The sequence below is a fragment of the Mediterraneibacter sp. NSJ-151 genome (assembly GCF_022487435.1).
In the GTDB taxonomy this organism is placed as follows: Bacteria; Bacillota; Clostridia; order Lachnospirales; family Lachnospiraceae; genus Schaedlerella; species Schaedlerella hominis.
In genome coordinates, this window is record NZ_JAKVPP010000002.1 from 155485 (window position 1) to 170064 (window position 14580).

The 14580-nt window shown below is 38.0% G+C and carries 17 protein-coding genes, 3 pseudogenes and 2 riboswitches; of the genes and pseudogenes, 1 reads left to right on the forward strand and 19 read right to left on the reverse strand.

The window, feature by feature from the left end; genetic code table 11:
* Positions 1–33 precede the first annotated feature (33 nt).
* A riboswitch (cyclic di-GMP riboswitch) is annotated at positions 34–109 on the reverse strand.
* Between the two features lie 251 nt (positions 110–360).
* From LQE94_RS02630 to trxB, 7 genes are all read right to left on the reverse strand, one after another.
* Positions 361–1137 carry a protein-ADP-ribose hydrolase gene (locus tag LQE94_RS02630; protein WP_118737037.1) on the reverse strand — a complete coding sequence of 259 codons (777 nt, stop codon included), beginning with the start codon at positions 1135–1137 and terminating at the stop codon, positions 361–363.
* Positions 1134–2078 carry a Sir2 silent information regulator family NAD-dependent deacetylase gene (locus LQE94_RS02635; RefSeq protein WP_240576923.1) on the reverse strand — a complete coding sequence of 315 codons (945 nt, stop codon included), beginning with the start codon at positions 2076–2078 and terminating at the stop codon, positions 1134–1136. Before LQE94_RS02635 ends, LQE94_RS02630 begins: the two co-directional genes overlap by 4 nt.
* On the reverse strand, positions 2075–2689 hold the full coding sequence (locus LQE94_RS02640) for a 4Fe-4S binding protein (protein WP_019162392.1): 615 nt from the start codon (positions 2687–2689) through the stop codon (positions 2075–2077). The genes LQE94_RS02635 and LQE94_RS02640 overlap by 4 nt, the downstream gene beginning before the upstream one ends.
* 99 nt (positions 2690–2788) lie before the next feature.
* A riboswitch (FMN riboswitch) is annotated at positions 2789–2900 on the reverse strand.
* Positions 2901–2920: 20 nt separating this feature from the next.
* Entirely contained in the window at positions 2921–3316 is a 396-nt protein-coding gene (locus LQE94_RS02645) for a pyridoxamine 5'-phosphate oxidase family protein (protein ID WP_004844992.1), read from the reverse strand.
* A 211-nt stretch (positions 3317–3527) separates the two neighbouring features.
* Positions 3528–3962 (reverse strand): Rrf2 family transcriptional regulator, encoded by a 435-nt coding sequence (locus LQE94_RS02650; RefSeq protein WP_118737039.1) that lies wholly within the window; start codon positions 3960–3962, stop codon positions 3528–3530.
* Positions 3963–4117: 155 nt separating this feature from the next.
* A complete protein-coding gene (locus tag LQE94_RS02655; protein WP_330638823.1) occupies positions 4118–4279 on the reverse strand; it encodes a DUF6040 family protein in 162 nt (53 codons plus the stop codon).
* Positions 4280–5031: 752 nt separating this feature from the next.
* Positions 5032–5958, reverse strand: coding sequence for a thioredoxin-disulfide reductase (gene trxB / locus LQE94_RS02665; RefSeq protein WP_118737041.1), 927 nt, complete (start codon positions 5956–5958; stop codon positions 5032–5034).
* 363 nt (positions 5959–6321) lie between these two features.
* Here trxB and LQE94_RS02670 point away from each other — a divergent pair, with 363 nt between their 5' ends.
* Positions 6322–6981 (forward strand): Crp/Fnr family transcriptional regulator, encoded by a 660-nt coding sequence (locus tag LQE94_RS02670; RefSeq protein ID WP_240576924.1) that lies wholly within the window; start codon positions 6322–6324, stop codon positions 6979–6981.
* 117 nt (positions 6982–7098) lie between these two features.
* Here LQE94_RS02670 and LQE94_RS02675 read toward each other — a convergent pair whose 3' ends face one another.
* From LQE94_RS02675 to LQE94_RS02730, 12 genes and pseudogenes are all read right to left on the reverse strand, one after another.
* Positions 7099–8790 (reverse strand): FAD-dependent oxidoreductase, encoded by a 1692-nt coding sequence (locus LQE94_RS02675; RefSeq protein ID WP_240576925.1) that lies wholly within the window; start codon positions 8788–8790, stop codon positions 7099–7101.
* A 1-nt stretch (position 8791) separates the two neighbouring features.
* Positions 8792–9112: a rhodanese-like domain-containing protein gene (locus LQE94_RS02680; RefSeq protein ID WP_005421613.1), complete on the reverse strand. Its 321-nt coding sequence runs from the start codon at positions 9110–9112 to the stop codon at positions 8792–8794.
* A gap of 12 nt (positions 9113–9124) precedes the next feature.
* Positions 9125–9430: a thioredoxin gene (trxA, locus tag LQE94_RS02685; RefSeq protein ID WP_055151676.1), complete on the reverse strand. Its 306-nt coding sequence runs from the start codon at positions 9428–9430 to the stop codon at positions 9125–9127.
* A gap of 89 nt (positions 9431–9519) precedes the next feature.
* The gene (locus LQE94_RS02690) at positions 9520–10266 is read right to left on the reverse strand and encodes an SDR family NAD(P)-dependent oxidoreductase (protein WP_005421611.1); all 747 of its coding nucleotides are present in this window, start codon (positions 10264–10266) and stop codon (positions 9520–9522) included.
* Between the two features lie 153 nt (positions 10267–10419).
* Positions 10420–10578: a rubredoxin gene (locus LQE94_RS02695; protein ID WP_005339874.1), complete on the reverse strand. Its 159-nt coding sequence runs from the start codon at positions 10576–10578 to the stop codon at positions 10420–10422.
* Between the two features lie 94 nt (positions 10579–10672).
* Positions 10673–11047, reverse strand: coding sequence for a desulfoferrodoxin family protein (locus LQE94_RS02700; protein WP_117989805.1), 375 nt, complete (start codon positions 11045–11047; stop codon positions 10673–10675).
* A gap of 27 nt (positions 11048–11074) precedes the next feature.
* Positions 11075–11437, reverse strand: a pseudogene (locus tag LQE94_RS02705) (L-lactate dehydrogenase); the annotation flags it as partial.
* Positions 11438–11457: 20 nt separating this feature from the next.
* Complete coding sequence (gene rbr / locus LQE94_RS16380; RefSeq protein ID WP_240577012.1) at positions 11458–12000, reverse strand: rubrerythrin; 543 nt, start codon at positions 11998–12000, stop codon at positions 11458–11460.
* Positions 12001–12018: 18 nt separating this feature from the next.
* Positions 12019–12639 (reverse strand): annotated as a pseudogene (locus LQE94_RS16385) (flavin reductase); the annotation flags it as partial.
* Positions 12632–12943: pseudogene (locus tag LQE94_RS02720) on the reverse strand (Fur family transcriptional regulator); the annotation flags it as partial. The pseudogenes LQE94_RS02720 and LQE94_RS16385, both read right to left, overlap by 8 nt.
* A 13-nt stretch (positions 12944–12956) precedes the next feature.
* On the reverse strand, positions 12957–13262 hold the full coding sequence (locus LQE94_RS02725) for a MerR family transcriptional regulator (protein ID WP_240576926.1): 306 nt from the start codon (positions 13260–13262) through the stop codon (positions 12957–12959).
* A complete protein-coding gene (locus tag LQE94_RS02730) occupies positions 13252–14505 on the reverse strand; it encodes an HD-GYP domain-containing protein (RefSeq protein WP_118724716.1) in 1254 nt (417 codons plus the stop codon). Before LQE94_RS02730 ends, LQE94_RS02725 begins: the two co-directional genes overlap by 11 nt.
* Positions 14506–14580: the final 75 nt, after the last annotated feature.

The following is a 14580-nucleotide window of genomic DNA, read 5'->3' on the forward strand; positions in this document are numbered from 1 at the left end:
AAAAGCACCGTCAGACAGACAGTGCACCTCATTTTATGCAGCTGGCTGCCATTTTACAGGCCCTGTAGCTTTGCGTCCCAGACTTTCGTCTGGTTTGCCGATTTCCTTATTATAGCTTTTAAACTTATGCAAAAAACTGGTTTCATTATACTATAGTTCTCTACTGTACACAAGAAAAACATTACCATTTTAACGCCCGAAAACAAAAAAAAGAACAGCCGATACATATGAACTGTCCACTTTTTTTAATAATATTCTCGTTCTTCCCACCAGTCGTTCACTTAACATCGGATTCCAATATAAATCACATTCTCAGGCAGTAACAGTACAATAAGATTTATCGGATATTTCAACAGACGCTTATAACAATCCACTGTATATTTTTAAATCTTCATCCTTAAACACATTAAAGATTACCTTTTTTATTCTGCTGTCTTTGTTAAGATACTGCTTTACAGTATTCGTTGCAATCTCGGCAGCTCGTTGCTGTGGAAAGCGGAATACACCTGTAGACAAACAACAGAATGCAATAGATTCCACACCCGTATCAGCTGCAAGCTTTAGGCACTCTGTGTAGCAGCTTGCCAACAGGTCTTCATCTTCTTTTGTGACTTTCCATTGTATAATAGGTCCTACCGTATGAAGAATATATTTTGTCGGAAGATTGTATCCCGATGTTATCTTTGCTTTGCCGGTCTCTTCTTCATGCCCCTGCTTTGCCATAATTTCATGCATTTTCAGACGAAGTTCCATTCCAGCATAAGTATGAATAAAGTTATCAATACAGGCATGCATCGGCGAAAAACAACCAAGCATCTGTGAGTTACACGCATTCACGATCGCATCACATTTCAAAGTGGTAATATCCCCCTGCCAGATATATAATCTCGAATCAGATTTTACAGGTGCAAGCGTGTCAACATCTGTGATTCCACGCTCTATATTTCTTTCTGTAAGATACTCATCCTGTATTTTCAAAAAATCATTACTGATTGGTCTTGGCGGTCTGACATTCATAAGTGAGCGGATCAGATTTTCCTGCCCCTGCTTATCCGTAGGAATGTTCTGTCTGCCAAACGGTATTTCTTCTTTTAAAAGATACTGAATTAGATATTCTCTTCGCTCATCCTGTGTCATAATACCAGCCCCCTTATATCAGTAATTGCCTTTGCCATATCACCGCCAATACCGATTACACGTTCCCCGAAGCTTTCCGGAACTACCGCTTCATCCATATTCAGGCGTATCAAACTATAAGACGAGTTCTCCCTCACCATCTTTTCAAAAGGGAAACGTATAATAATCGGCGTATTAAATCCAACTCCAAGTTCCAAAAGAACAACCCTTTTATCTTTATTCTGTTCCAGAAAACCCGCATACCTGTCGGCTGCCTCATGCCACGCTTCATCTTCCACAAAATAATTATCACAACGGAGATTCATAGCCATATTGCCGCCACACACCGGACATTTTGGTACAAGTTCTGATGGAATCAGGCAGTCTCTTCTTGCTTTATCCATTTTACGAAACAGGTCTTTTGCATCGTAAGTCTTTAGATGACAGGCTTTCTGGCACTGGATTTTCCCATAATCTCCCTGTGTTGCAAATATTCTTTTTTCATCGAATCCCGCTTTATAAAACTGATGATCCACATTGGTTGTAAGTACAAAATATTCTTTGTTCTTTACAATATCATAAAGCTCTGTATAAAGCGGCAATGCCGGAGGATCAAAGCGGTTCATCAATGCATGTTTTGACCAGTATCCCCACTTTGCCTCCTCAGACGGATATGGATAAAATCCGGCTGCATACATATCTGTCATGTAGTACTCACCGTATTTTTTTATAAATTCTTCAAAATTGTCTGTAAACCTTTTACCACCATATTGGATTCCCGCAGCTGTCGATGCCCCGGCTCCTGCCCCGATTATAACACAGTCTGTATTTCTTATATTCTTTGCTGCCCTGTCAATCTGGTCTTCATATGCATCCTTTTGGAATACATAATCCCTTGCCGGAGTACTACATAAAAAGTTTCTCCAGTCAGCATGCCCTTTTCTGATTTTCTTAAAAATCATAATGAACCTCTTTTCTCAATACACTGCTTCGGACAAATTTCTGCACATCTTCCGCAATGCAGACAATGATTCTGGTTGATAGTAACCGGAACTGAAGATATATCAATGCATTTTTGCGGACATACAGAGTAACACAGTTTGCATCCAATACATTCTTTTCCAATAAAATACCCTGTCTGAACTGCCTCGGTTTTTCCAATTGTTATAGTATCCCTCACAATATTTGATGGATTGCTGATATCAAAATACTCTCCCTGTGCCTCATACAGCCGAAACACTTCGATTGCATCTTTCGTATCTCCCGGATAGATTTTCTTCATATATGGATTTTTTTCAAACATAATATCAAGATTCTTTTTTCCGATGTTCTTTATTTTTCCACGCAGAGACACCGCAATTTTGTCTTTTGTTGCGGATATTGCCACATACTGCTGCTCCATTAACTGGTCATAAAATGCTTTTCCCTTTGCTGTAAGGAAATACACACCTTCTTCATCATAGTACATCATATCTATGATTCTTGTCTGAGGATGTCCATCTGAACCTATCGTTGCAACTGTTGTTGAATGAATTTCATCCACCAGAAGTTTAAGATAATCCATTTTTGTCATTTCAAAGTCTCTCCTTTCAGTATCGGTGTAAGTTTTTTATATGTCATCATGGCAATTAAAACAGCCCGCAGGACGGGATTCCCTGCGGGACTTGTTTTATCATATCTTCTCTCATCCGGACTTTACCGTCGGTTATGGAATTGCACCATATCAGCTTTTGCTCGCAGACTATACTGCCGGTCAGGAATTACACCTTGCCCCGAAGACTGTAATTTTTTCTGTTAATTATCTTTAAAATTCATAAGGTGGATTTCCAGAGAAATCTGCGATTAAACCATGCGGATTTTCAAGATAGAATACCTCAAAAATAGGATTATCTGCTGTCTGGTACTGTCCCTTAACGATAGGATTGTTCATGCATCCTTCCTTTACACTCTTGTTGTCCTCAAATACTGCTTTACCATGAAGGCGAATCCATGCGTATTCAGGGGAAGATACTGATACTTCTACTTCAGGATTTGCTAACATATCCTTGTAAACATCCTTTGTGTTGTTAGTACAGAACCAAAGCTTTCCGTCCTGCTCAAAACAGAACATGAATGGACGGCATTTTGCCTTTCCATCTCTTCCGACGGTTGCTAAATACTGAACCGGGTTTTTCTGTAAAAATTCTACTACTTTCTGCATTTTAAATTACCTCCTCGATATGTTGTAACAATGATTATTACATCTTGCAGCTATACAATATCATCCGTTTAATGTAATGTCAATAGTTACATCAAACTTTTTGTAACTTTTTTTGTTACAACTCCTTTTGAAGATTTTACATTGATTATGAAAAACGAAAAGGCTCCGGAAATTGTGATGATATAATCACTCATCCGAAGCCTTCTGTAGACTACTCTTCCTCTGTATACACTGCAATATCTTTTTTCACATCAGCAAGTGTCATTTCTGAAAGTTTTTCCTCCATTGCCTTCTGTACTTCTAACAGTCTCTTATCAAGAACATGGTGAATATTCTTTCCTACCGGACATTTCTGATTGGGATTCTCATGAAAATGAAACAGTTCTTCATCTGGTGCACATTCCACTGCTTTATACACATCAAGGAATGTAATCTGCTCCAATGGTCTGGTAATTGTCACACCGCCTGTCCCTCTTGCAACTTCAATAAGACCAGCAGCCTTTAATTGTTGCAATATTTTACGAACAATCACCGGATTAGTTCCAATGCTTGCTGCCATAAAATCACTAGTCATCTTCTGATTCGAAAATGTATCTATACAGGCAAACATATGGATTGCCATTGTAAATCTACTTGAAATCTGCATTATAAACACCTCTCTTTGACAGTAATCATATCAAAAAACAGATGTAATTTCAATGGTTACATTGTTGTTGAAAACTTAATATAAATACAATCAATAGTCTGCTTTAGAAAAAAACAGAAAGATACTTTACAAAATCTTCCTGTTCTCTTTTTGTTTTAGTAATAGCCTCGTTCCTCCCGCCAGTCTTTCACATAACTTCGGATTCCGATATAGACCACGTGCACAAGAAGTAATAGTAGAATAAGGTTCATCGGAATGATTGATTTTATCCATTTTCCGAAGTAGATTGCAATAGCTGTACTCATTATCGCCATCATGATACTATTTGAGATTCTATTGCTTAATTGTCCGAAAGAATCTGCACCTGTCACAAACTCTTGAAGCAGACTTATAAATCTGTATTTTCTTCAACAGTATATTTTGTCTTTTTATGATTTGGTTTTCCATCACTTTCCATGACGCTGATTGTGTCTGCCCATTCTGAAATTTCTCATCAATTTTTCTGGCATCCGCACCCTCTTGGATCGCCGGCATCTCTAATTTTCCCTGCCTTGCATAAGAAATCTGCTTTTACTTCCTCTGCAATCATTTCTGCTACTTTTTTGTTGTTCCGCTTGCACTGAAAAATGCCACTAATTTTTTACTCATAATAATGACCCCTTACTTTACGAATTTCTTGTATAAAAATAGGTGTACAAGATTTGATTTTCTCTTATACATCTATATTTTTATATTCCTACAAATTTTTCAAGAACCAGTATACCTTCAGAAATATTCATTTTTCCCTGAAATTCTTTTAAAAAAGTGTCTTCGACACTTCAACTCCCCAGCCCCTTTGTGTGGGCTATTTTCATCAGCATAATCATTGTATCAGGATAAAGTTCACAAAGTATCCGCAATACGTTCCCATAAGTTCATGTCATTATTGAAATCGTACATATTTCAGTATAAAAAGTTCACTATTCAAATTCTGATTATTTATAGTAAACATGGTCTATCAAAATGACTATTTTCTGTTTCATTGTTTAACTTAACAAAACAATTCCTATGCAAAAAGGCGTAATTCACTTTACATTTTCCCCATATATTTTTCTGCCATATGTACTGCCACAGCCCCATCTGCAACAGCTGTTACTATCTGACGAAGTAACTTTGTTCTGACATCTCCTACAGCATAAACACCCGGAATACTCGTTTCAGTATTTTCACCTGCCACAATATATCCTTTATTATCCAGTTCTATCTGATTATCTAAAAAATCTATTGTCGGTTTTCTTCCTATACTCACAAACAAGCCGTCACATTCTATAATGTTTTCTTCTCCTGTAACTGTATCTTTCAACCGCACACCAGTCAATCGTTCTCCATAAAGCAGTTCTTTTACTGTACTATTCCATCGAAACTCTATATTTTCAGTTTTCATCAGCTGGTCATTGTAAATTTTTGTTGCACGTAATGTATCCCTTCGATGAACAATGATAACTTTCTTAGCAATTCGACTTAAAAGAGTAGCATCTGATATAGCAGAATTTCCACCACCAACAACAACCACAATCTTATCTTTATAAAACATACCATCACAGGCGGCACAATAAGCAACTCCATGACCTATCAATTCTTTTTCTTTATCAAGACCAAGTTCTCTTGGATTTGCTCCTGTAGCTATCACTACTGTTTTCCCAATATAAATTCCCGAACTGGTTTCTACTCTCTTAAGCTTTCCTGCTAAATCCATATTAAAAACTTCTGCATATTCACTTTTAGCACCATATTTTTCCGCCTGTTTTTGCATTTTCTCTGCCAATGAAAATCCGTCAATTCCATTTTCAAAACCAGGATAGTTATCAATCTGCCAGGTCAATGACATCTGACCACCTGCAGATAATTTTTCTAAAACAATTGTTTCAAGTCCTGCTCTGGCTGCGTATAATGCTGATGTATACCCACCAGGTCCTCCTCCCACGATAATCATATCGTAAACATGATTTTCATTCATACAACAGTCCTCCTATTTTATTTTTCCAAAGCTTCATTAATAAAGTTTTCTATCATTTTTTTGATTCGGGTGCAACAATAGAATCTATTGCCTTTCCATCTCGATATAAAACCAGTTTTTCCTTATGAATTAATTGTCCAAACTTTTCTTTATTTATATTTATTGATGTCATATTTTTTAACCCCTTCCTCCTGTTTGAACTTAATATACCGCATAAAAGATCTTGCTTCCGTGATGATATCACAGAAAAGACAATTTACTTTATCACGCTTCTTTTTATTTCTATTTATGGCATATGTCAATTATGGAATTGACGCATCTTAAAAAAGCAAGTATACTATGTTCGTAAAGGAGATAACTGTTATGAACTTCGAAAATTATTTTCCACTATGGAATGACTTGAACATAGCACAGAAAAAACTAATTTCAGACAATTTAATCACACAGTATGTAAAAAAAGGGACAATCATTCACAATGGAAACCTGGATTGCACTGGATTATTACTGGTTAAATCCGGGCAGCTTCGAACCTACATACTTTCAGATGAAGGACGAGAGATTACACTTTACCGTCTGTTCGATATGGATATGTGTCTTTTATCCGCCTCATGTATCATACGCTCCATTCAATTTGAAGTAACCATTGAAGCAGAAAAAGATACTGATCTTTGGATCATCCCTGCTGAAATCTATAAGGGCATTATGAAGGAATCTGCTCCCGTCGCAAACTATACCAATGAGTTAATAGCCACCCGTTTTTCTGATGTCATGTGGCTGATTGAACAAATCATGTGGAAGAGCTTGGATAAGCGTATTGCTTCATTTCTTTTAGAAGAGACCTCTATTGAAGGTGCAAATGAATTGAAAATCACTCACGAAACTATCGCCAATCATCTTGGTTCCCACAGGGAAGTTATCACTCGAATGCTTCGATACTTTCAAGGCGAGGGGCTTGTCAGACTCTCCCGCGGCAAAATCACAATCCTTGATTCGAAAAGACTTGAAACACTACAAAGATCATAAAACTGTTTTTCTATAATATCTAAAAATCCTCCATTTATCAGAATTATGAAAGTCATTCTAATAAATGGGGGATCTTTTTATGCTACAAAAAAATCATAAAAATATTTTTGTTTATTTCTAATAATCCATACCACATGCATATGCCCTTTCGATCAGCGTACGGTCATTAACCACTGCATCATAGAAGCGAAATCCGCCGGAAAAGTTGTATGTTTCATATCCATTTCCCTCCAGAATACGGCTCGCAATATAACTGCGCAGCCCACTCTGGCATATCAGATATACAGGCTTTCCTTTCTCAACTTCATTGATACGTTCCCTCAGTTCATCTACAGGAATATTTTTAAATCCATTAATATGGCCCCTGCTAAATTCACCTACCGTTCTCACATCCAGCAGCACAGCATTTTTATCTTTAGAAATCTTATCCACATCTTCCAAATGCCATTGTTTTAAGGTTCCTTTTGCTATATTGTCTATCATGAATCCGGCCATATTTACAGGATCCTTGGCAGAGGAATAAGGAGGTGCATATGCGAGATCCAAATCTTTCAGCTGGGTTGCCTTCAGCCCTGCATGGATTGCTGTTGCAAGCACATCGATACGTTTATCAACTCCTTCATATCCAATAATCTGAGCACCAAGCAAACGATAAGTCTCTTTTTCAAAAACTACTTTCATGGTCATCACTTTTCCACCAGGATAGTAACCGGCATGACTCATAGGAGAAAGAATTACTGTATCTACCTCTAATCCTGACTTTTTAGCATTGGTTTCATTTATATCTGTAGTGGCTGCTGTCATATCAAACACTTTGATAATGGAGCTTCCCTGACTACCCAAGTAATGACTATCACCACCACAAATATTATCCGCAATGATCCTTCCCTGTTTATTGGCAGGTCCTGCTAAAGAGATTAATGCATCATTGCCAGTAACATAATGTTTTACCTGAACTGCATCACCTGCAGCATAAATGTCTGGTACAGAAGTTTCCATTCTATCATTCACTACAATACTTTCCTTGATGCCAAGTTCCAGACCAGCTTCTTTTGCTAATGTTGTATCTGGTGTAACGCCGATTGCCAGTACTACCATATCAGCATGAAGGGATGGATTATCTTTCAATAGGATCTCTACTCCATTGTCTTTTTCTTTAAATCCTTCCACTGTATAGCCCAGTACCAGTTTTATCCCGTGTTTTCTCATTTCACTATGAATCATGGATGCCATATCTGGATCAAAAGGATTCATCAGCTGCTTAGGCCGCTGGACAATTGTAACATCCATGCCAAGCTCCCTCAAATTTTCTGCCAGTTCCAGACCAATAAAGCCACCACCTGCCAATACAGCCGATTTTGGATGGTTCTTATTTATATATTCCTTTATCCGAAAAGTATCTTCTACTGTACGAAGTGTAAAAAGTTTATCAATGCCTACTCCAGGGAGTCTCGGCTGTGTTGGTTTTGCACCTGGAGAAAGGATTAGTTTATCGTAATTTTCTTCAAATATTTCACCGTTTTCTAAATTCTTCACTGAAACCGTTTTACGTTCCGGATGTATGGAGATAACTTCATGATGAATTTTCATGTTAATACGGAAGCGTTTAAAAAAACTCTCTGGTGTCTGTAGTGTAAGTTCTTCCGGGTCTGTGATCACGTCTCCAATATAATATGGAAGTCCACAATTTGCATAGGATATGTATCCGGATCTTTCAAACACAGTAATTTCAGCATGTTCATTCAGTCTGCGTATTCTTGCTGCAGCTGTAGCTCCTCCGGCTACACCTCCTACAATTATTACCTTCATCTTATTTTTCCACCTTTCCTGAGTAAGCTGCAATGCCACCGATATTATTTACTTTAGAATATCCCATTCGTTGCAGTATCCCAGTTGCCTGGCGGCTTCGTGAACCGGAATAACAGTATACAAACAGTGGGATATCCTTATTCTTCGCTACAGAAGCAATATTGTCAAGTTGCTGCAACGGCACATTTTTACTTTCTGGTATATGTCCTTCCTGATATTCCTGCGGTGTACGTACATCCAGCAGAACTGCATCATCAGTCCTTTTATATTCTTCTATGCCTTGATTAATATTCGACTGTTTAAAGAGATCAAAAAATCCCATTAGCACACCTCCCTAAAGCATTTCTAAAATCGCATTCTTAGGTCTCGCCCCTGAAACCTGCTGTACAATCTTCCCATTCTTCATAACCACTAAAGTCGGAATGCTCATAATACTGAACTTATTTGCCAGTTCAGGCTCTTCATCTACATTAATCTTTCCAACTTTAATATCTCTACGCTCACTTGCAATCTCCTCTACAATAGGTACTACCATGCGGCAAGGCGCACACCAAGATGCCCAAAAATCTAAAAGAACGGGTTTATCGGAATTCAGTACTTCGTTCTGAAAATTATTTTTATTGATATTAATTGCAGTCATTTTATAATCCTCCTTATCATTTCTTTGTGGCTTTATTATAATCTGAATTTTATTTCTTTTCTGTGATGACATCACCATACCACATTGCCTTAACTTCTTGCCATACCATCTACACTTAGTATAACACCTGTAATATAACTCGCTTCATCTGAAGCAAGAAACACAAATGCATTGGCAATATCTTCTGGCTGTCCAAGACGACGCAATGGAATTCTTTCAATCATAGGTTCGATAACTTCCTTTGGCACGGCCTTCATCATATCAGTTTCTGTAATCCCAGGTGCAACAGCATTAACACGAATACCTTTAGGTCCTAGTTCTCTTGCTAATGATACAGTCAATCCGTTTACTGCAAACTTCGATGCCGGATAAGCAAACCCACTTGGCTGTCCCGAAATACTCACCATGGAAGAAGTTGAGAGAATGACCCCCTTGCCTCTTGCCACCATACATTCTGCTGCTACACGAGTAGTATTAAATACTCCTTTTACATTTAGATCCATTACTTTATCAAAAGTCTCCTCTGTATAATCCATAAATGAGGTGTTTTCTGAAATCCCTGCATTATTTACCAGTATGTCGACACATCCATATTTTTCAGTTGCCTCTTTAAAAGCCTTTCTGACAGACTCCATGCTTGCCAGATTTGGACTAATTCCAGCAACTATTGCATTTGGATATTTTTCTTTTAATTTATCTACAGCAACGTCTGCCGATTCCTGTGAACTTGCTGCCAACACAACTGAAGCACCTTCCTTCAAGAATTTATCAGCTGTAGCAAATCCTATACCACGGCTTCCACCCGTAATGATTGCAACTTTATCTTTTAATCTCATTTAGACTACCTCCTTACTTTGTTTGTAGTTACATTATAAGCAAAAGGTAAATCATTTTCTGTGATATCATCACAAACTATCGCAATAAAAAACCCTGTTGCTCACACGCACCAGGGTTTTTGTTTATCTATCCGTATTTAAATAATCAGAATTTTATTCAACTTCTGAAAACTGATCTTTTCCAACATTACATAATGGGCATTCAAAATCTTCTGGAACGTCCTCCCACTTTGTTCCTGGTGCAATACCACCTTCTGGATAACCTTCCTCTTCATCATATTCCCATCCGCAAACGTCACATACATATTTCATTAGTTTGTTCCTCCTTATAAATATATTAATACACAGCATATATTACTGTTGTATCTGAATTATTTTGTAATCTCAGCACGAATGTCAAGTGTTTTTAGCATTTCCAGAACCCATGAAGATTGCAGTATGCGTATACTTCTTCTACATATTCTCCATCGCAAAGACAAAAATCTGCTACCGGCTCCTGCCCTGGATTTAACTGTTTTCTGTATATTCCCTGGTTTGTATTTAATGTAATCCACTCAATGAAATGCTCTTCAAGCATTGGATGTTTTGTCTCTCCGACCACGACATGAACATGACTGCCTTCTACCGTATATACAGGTACATGCTTCTCAACAGCAGCATCTGTCACTCCGGCTTTTAATTCCTGCATAGGTTCTCCGCAACAAATTACAGGTACCCCCTTATCCTTTACCTTTTCAACAATGTTTCCACAATGCTTACATATATAATACTTTACTTCCATGCTTTTATCTCCTTCCATGTGTAAAATTTATAATCCAATTGTCTCTATAATCTTTTTCAAAGAATCTGCGGATTCCTTAAGCTTTAACGCTTTCTCTCCACTTAAATTAATAGGTATATCAGACTCAATGCCATCTGCACCTACAATAGCCGGCATACTTAACGATACTCCGTCAATGTCATATACTCCATGAATCATATGAGATACTGGGAGTATTGATTTTTCATCTCTCATAATCACTTCGCAGATTCTTTTTACAGACATTGCGATTCCATAATATGTAGCGTGCCTTTTGTTTATAATCTCATAAGCACTGTTCTTGACTGCTGTAGCTATTTCTGCCGTGTTTTCCTTGTGCTTGTAATGTCCACGCATTTCACACATTTCACTCTCGTAATAATCTCATCCCCTTAATAATTCTCTTCATGTACTTCAAAATAGCTCTGTGGATGATTACATACCGGACATACTTCAGGTGCCTTAGTTCCTACCACAATATGCCCGCAGTTACGGCATTCCCATACTTTAACTTCACTCTTTTCAAAAACTTTAGCAGTTTCAATATTCTTAAGAAGTGCACGATATCTTTCCTCATGGTGCTTCTCAATCTCGCCTACTGCCCTAAATTTTGCTGCAAGCTCAGGGAATCCTTCTTTCTCAGCTGTTTTAGCAAAGCCTTCATACATATCTGTCCACTCATAATTTTCGCCTTCTGCCGCTGCCGCCAGGTTTTCCTTTGTATCACCAATTCCTGCTAATTCCTTGAACCACATCTTTGCATGTTCTTTCTCATTATCTGCGGTTTTTAAAAACAATGCTGACATCTGCTCGTAGCCTTCCTTTTTCGCTACAGAAGCAAAATAGGTATACTTATTTCTTGCCTGCGATTCCCCTGCAAATGCCTCCTGTAAATTTTTCTCAGTCTGTGTTCCTACGTATTTGTTTGCTGCCATTTCTTTTTCCTCCGTTTTCTTTACTATTTTTTCAAAATCTGATGCTGGGTGCTTACATAAAGGACATATAAAATCATCCGGTAATTCTTCTCCTACATATTCATATCCACAAATTCTGCAACGCCATATTGTCTGCCCATCCTCGGTTTTTCCGACTGCCTGTGGCTTAGGTTTAATATTATTCTGGTAATAATCATATGTGACAGAAGGAACATTACTTAAAACTTCCATATCTGTTATCTCACCGATAAACATTGTATGTGATCCTAAGTCCTCCGTTTTATTAACTGTTACAGAAATGTATGCATTTGTATCTTCTGTAATATAATAAATACCATTTGTACCCCTAGCACACTTTTCAAATGCTTCAAATTTATTGGTATCCCTTCCTGATTGGAAGCCAAAATGTTTAAACAATTCAAACCGTGCCTTCTGACTTAAGACTGATACTGTGAATTTTCCAGTTCTCTGAATCATGTCATGCGTGTAATTTGCTTTGTTGACGCAGATACTTAACTGGTTCGGTTCTGAAGCTGCCTGAATGGCTGTATTAATAATACATCCATTGTCTTTTTCATCTTCCCTGGCAGTCAGTACAAACAATCCATAACTCAACTTATACATTGCTTTCCTATCCATTTTTTTCCTCCTTTACCTTCTCCCTGCATTTTGGGCAAATACCTTTAAATGAAATATCATAATCCCAAAATTCGATTCCATGAGTGTTATGAATTCTTTCCAGCAAATCCGGTATTTCATCCATATCCACATCTGAAACTTCACCGCATTTTGTACACCTGACATGGTAATGATTTTTCAATGAAAAATCGAACCTATTCGCTCCATCCGGAACTTCAACCTTCCTTAACGAACCCTCATCTACCAATATATCAAGATTTCTATATACAGTTCCTTTTCCGATTGTAGGATATGCTGCTTTTATATCTTGCGTTCGATTATTTCCAACTCCCGCCGTTTTTTTCTATCAGTTTTTTCTGATTTAACAACTTATCTTCTATCACGTCGATGTCTCTGTTTCCCAAAAACTCTCCAATCTGACCCAATGGCATATCCAAAACGCGCAAGTAACGAATCGTATTTAAAACCTCAAACTGACGTGCACTATAATAGCGATAGCCTGTTTCCGGATCTGTGTATTCTGGTTTCAACAGACCTGCCTGTTCATAATGCTGCAGGCTGCCAACACTGATATGAAACATTTTTGCCACATCACCAATCTGGAATAATTTTTTATTCTCCAAGCTGTTTCTCCTCATGAATTATGTCTGTCATTTTCTGATCAAAACAAGCATCAACCTGTGAAGCGATTTCTCCATCAAGCCATCCTTTTTCTACCATATCATTTAAAATACCGTAAGCTTTTTCATGTGGCATTCCCTGTTTATACGGGCGGCTTTCTGTCAGTGCCTGATAAATATCGACACACGCCATGATGCGTTCCTGTGTGTTTAATTCAGCAGCTGTTTTTCCAAATGGATAGCCTGTCCCGTCCAGTCTTTCATGGTGAAAGGCAGCCCAGTCACGTATCTCTTCAAAATCATCGATTTCTGACAGAATAGAATAAGTATATGCTGCATGGTGTTTCATAACTGCAAACTCATCATCCGTCAGTCTTCCCGGCTTCTCCAGAATTTTGTTACCTATGGCAACCTTTCCAATGTCATGCAGCGCTCCTGCAAGATACATTTTCTGCATTGTCTCCTCATCAAATCCCATAAATCTGGATAATTTCTCAGCATCTGCCGCCACACCTATGGAGTGTGTACTCGTAAATGGTGATTTATAGTCTACGATGCGTGCGAAAAATTTCGCCAGTACTTTAATCTGTTCAAAGCTAAGATCTTGTTTTGTACGCGGCACTCTGTTCCATAAACGAGTCTCCACATCTTTTTCTCCAAGTGACAGAAAATGTTGTTCAGAAAAAGCATGTCTAAATGCTTCTATACATTCTTCATCCGCTATAGAACCTGTGATTTCCTGAAGAAATGCTTCTACATTCTGCCAGGTGCCTGAATCAAAAGAATCACTGCAGCAGACCTGGTCAAGCAGATCACATAGATGGATAATTCGTGCAAAAACCGGTACTTCTGTCCATTTTTTTCCAAAAGGTCCACTTCCATCTGCATTCTCATGATGATACAAAATGACATTCTTTATATCCGTATGGGATGGAATGTCTTTCATGTTCTTCTCACCTGCCGCACAGTGAATTCCCAGCTCCAGTGGAATCGCCGAACCTATTGAACTTGCAATATCATTGTGTAATTCTTCCTGAATATATTGAGTCAGTGCATTATCATGTAACAACGCACCGGCTGTCAGATCCTGCAGACTCTCCCCCTGAATTCCCATCTGTTCTGCCATGCAGACACTCATATATGCAACACGCTTCGCATGCTTATATGTTACATGCACTAACTCTGCTTCCACACAGTCCAATGCATAGGAACACGCTCCCAACAATCCCAAAACATCTAATTTCATACCCTTTTGTCTCCTGTCTGTATCATATATCTGACTGTTATTTTATCACAAAAAATTTATATAAAAAAGGTTTCA

Excerpts from the sequence above, each read along its gene's own strand:
- LQE94_RS02630 (WP_118737037.1), bottom strand. The coding sequence starts at position 1,137 with ATGACACAGGATGAGCGAAGAGAATATCTAATTCAGTATCTTTTAAAA.
- LQE94_RS02635 (WP_240576923.1), bottom strand. The coding sequence starts at position 2,078 with ATGATTTTTAAGAAAATCAGAAAAGGGCATGCTGACTGGAGAAACTTT.
- LQE94_RS02640 (WP_019162392.1), bottom strand. The coding sequence starts at position 2,689 with ATGACAAAAATGGATTATCTTAAACTTCTGGTGGATGAAATTCATTCA.
- LQE94_RS02645 (WP_004844992.1), bottom strand. The coding sequence starts at position 3,316 with ATGCAGAAAGTAGTAGAATTTTTACAGAAAAACCCGGTTCAGTATTTA.
- LQE94_RS02650 (WP_118737039.1), bottom strand. The coding sequence starts at position 3,962 with ATGCAGATTTCAAGTAGATTTACAATGGCAATCCATATGTTTGCCTGT.
- LQE94_RS02655 (WP_330638823.1), bottom strand. The coding sequence starts at position 4,279 with ATGATGGCGATAATGAGTACAGCTATTGCAATCTACTTCGGAAAATGG.
- trxB (WP_118737041.1), bottom strand. The coding sequence starts at position 5,958 with ATGAATGAAAATCATGTTTACGATATGATTATCGTGGGAGGAGGACCT.
- LQE94_RS02670 (WP_240576924.1), top strand. The coding sequence starts at position 6,322 with ATGAACTTCGAAAATTATTTTCCACTATGGAATGACTTGAACATAGCA.
- LQE94_RS02675 (WP_240576925.1), bottom strand. The coding sequence starts at position 8,790 with ATGAAGGTAATAATTGTAGGAGGTGTAGCCGGAGGAGCTACAGCTGCA.
- LQE94_RS02680 (WP_005421613.1), bottom strand. The coding sequence starts at position 9,112 with ATGGGATTTTTTGATCTCTTTAAACAGTCGAATATTAATCAAGGCATA.
- trxA (WP_055151676.1), bottom strand. The coding sequence starts at position 9,430 with ATGACTGCAATTAATATCAATAAAAATAATTTTCAGAACGAAGTACTG.
- LQE94_RS02690 (WP_005421611.1), bottom strand. The coding sequence starts at position 10,266 with ATGAGATTAAAAGATAAAGTTGCAATCATTACGGGTGGAAGCCGTGGT.
- LQE94_RS02695 (WP_005339874.1), bottom strand. The coding sequence starts at position 10,578 with ATGAAATATGTATGTGACGTTTGCGGATGGGAATATGATGAAGAGGAA.
- LQE94_RS02700 (WP_117989805.1), bottom strand. The coding sequence starts at position 11,047 with ATGGAAGTAAAGTATTATATATGTAAGCATTGTGGAAACATTGTTGAA.
- rbr (WP_240577012.1), bottom strand. The coding sequence starts at position 12,000 with ATGGCAGCAAACAAATACGTAGGAACACAGACTGAGAAAAATTTACAG.
- LQE94_RS02730 (WP_118724716.1), bottom strand. The coding sequence starts at position 14,505 with ATGAAATTAGATGTTTTGGGATTGTTGGGAGCGTGTTCCTATGCATTG.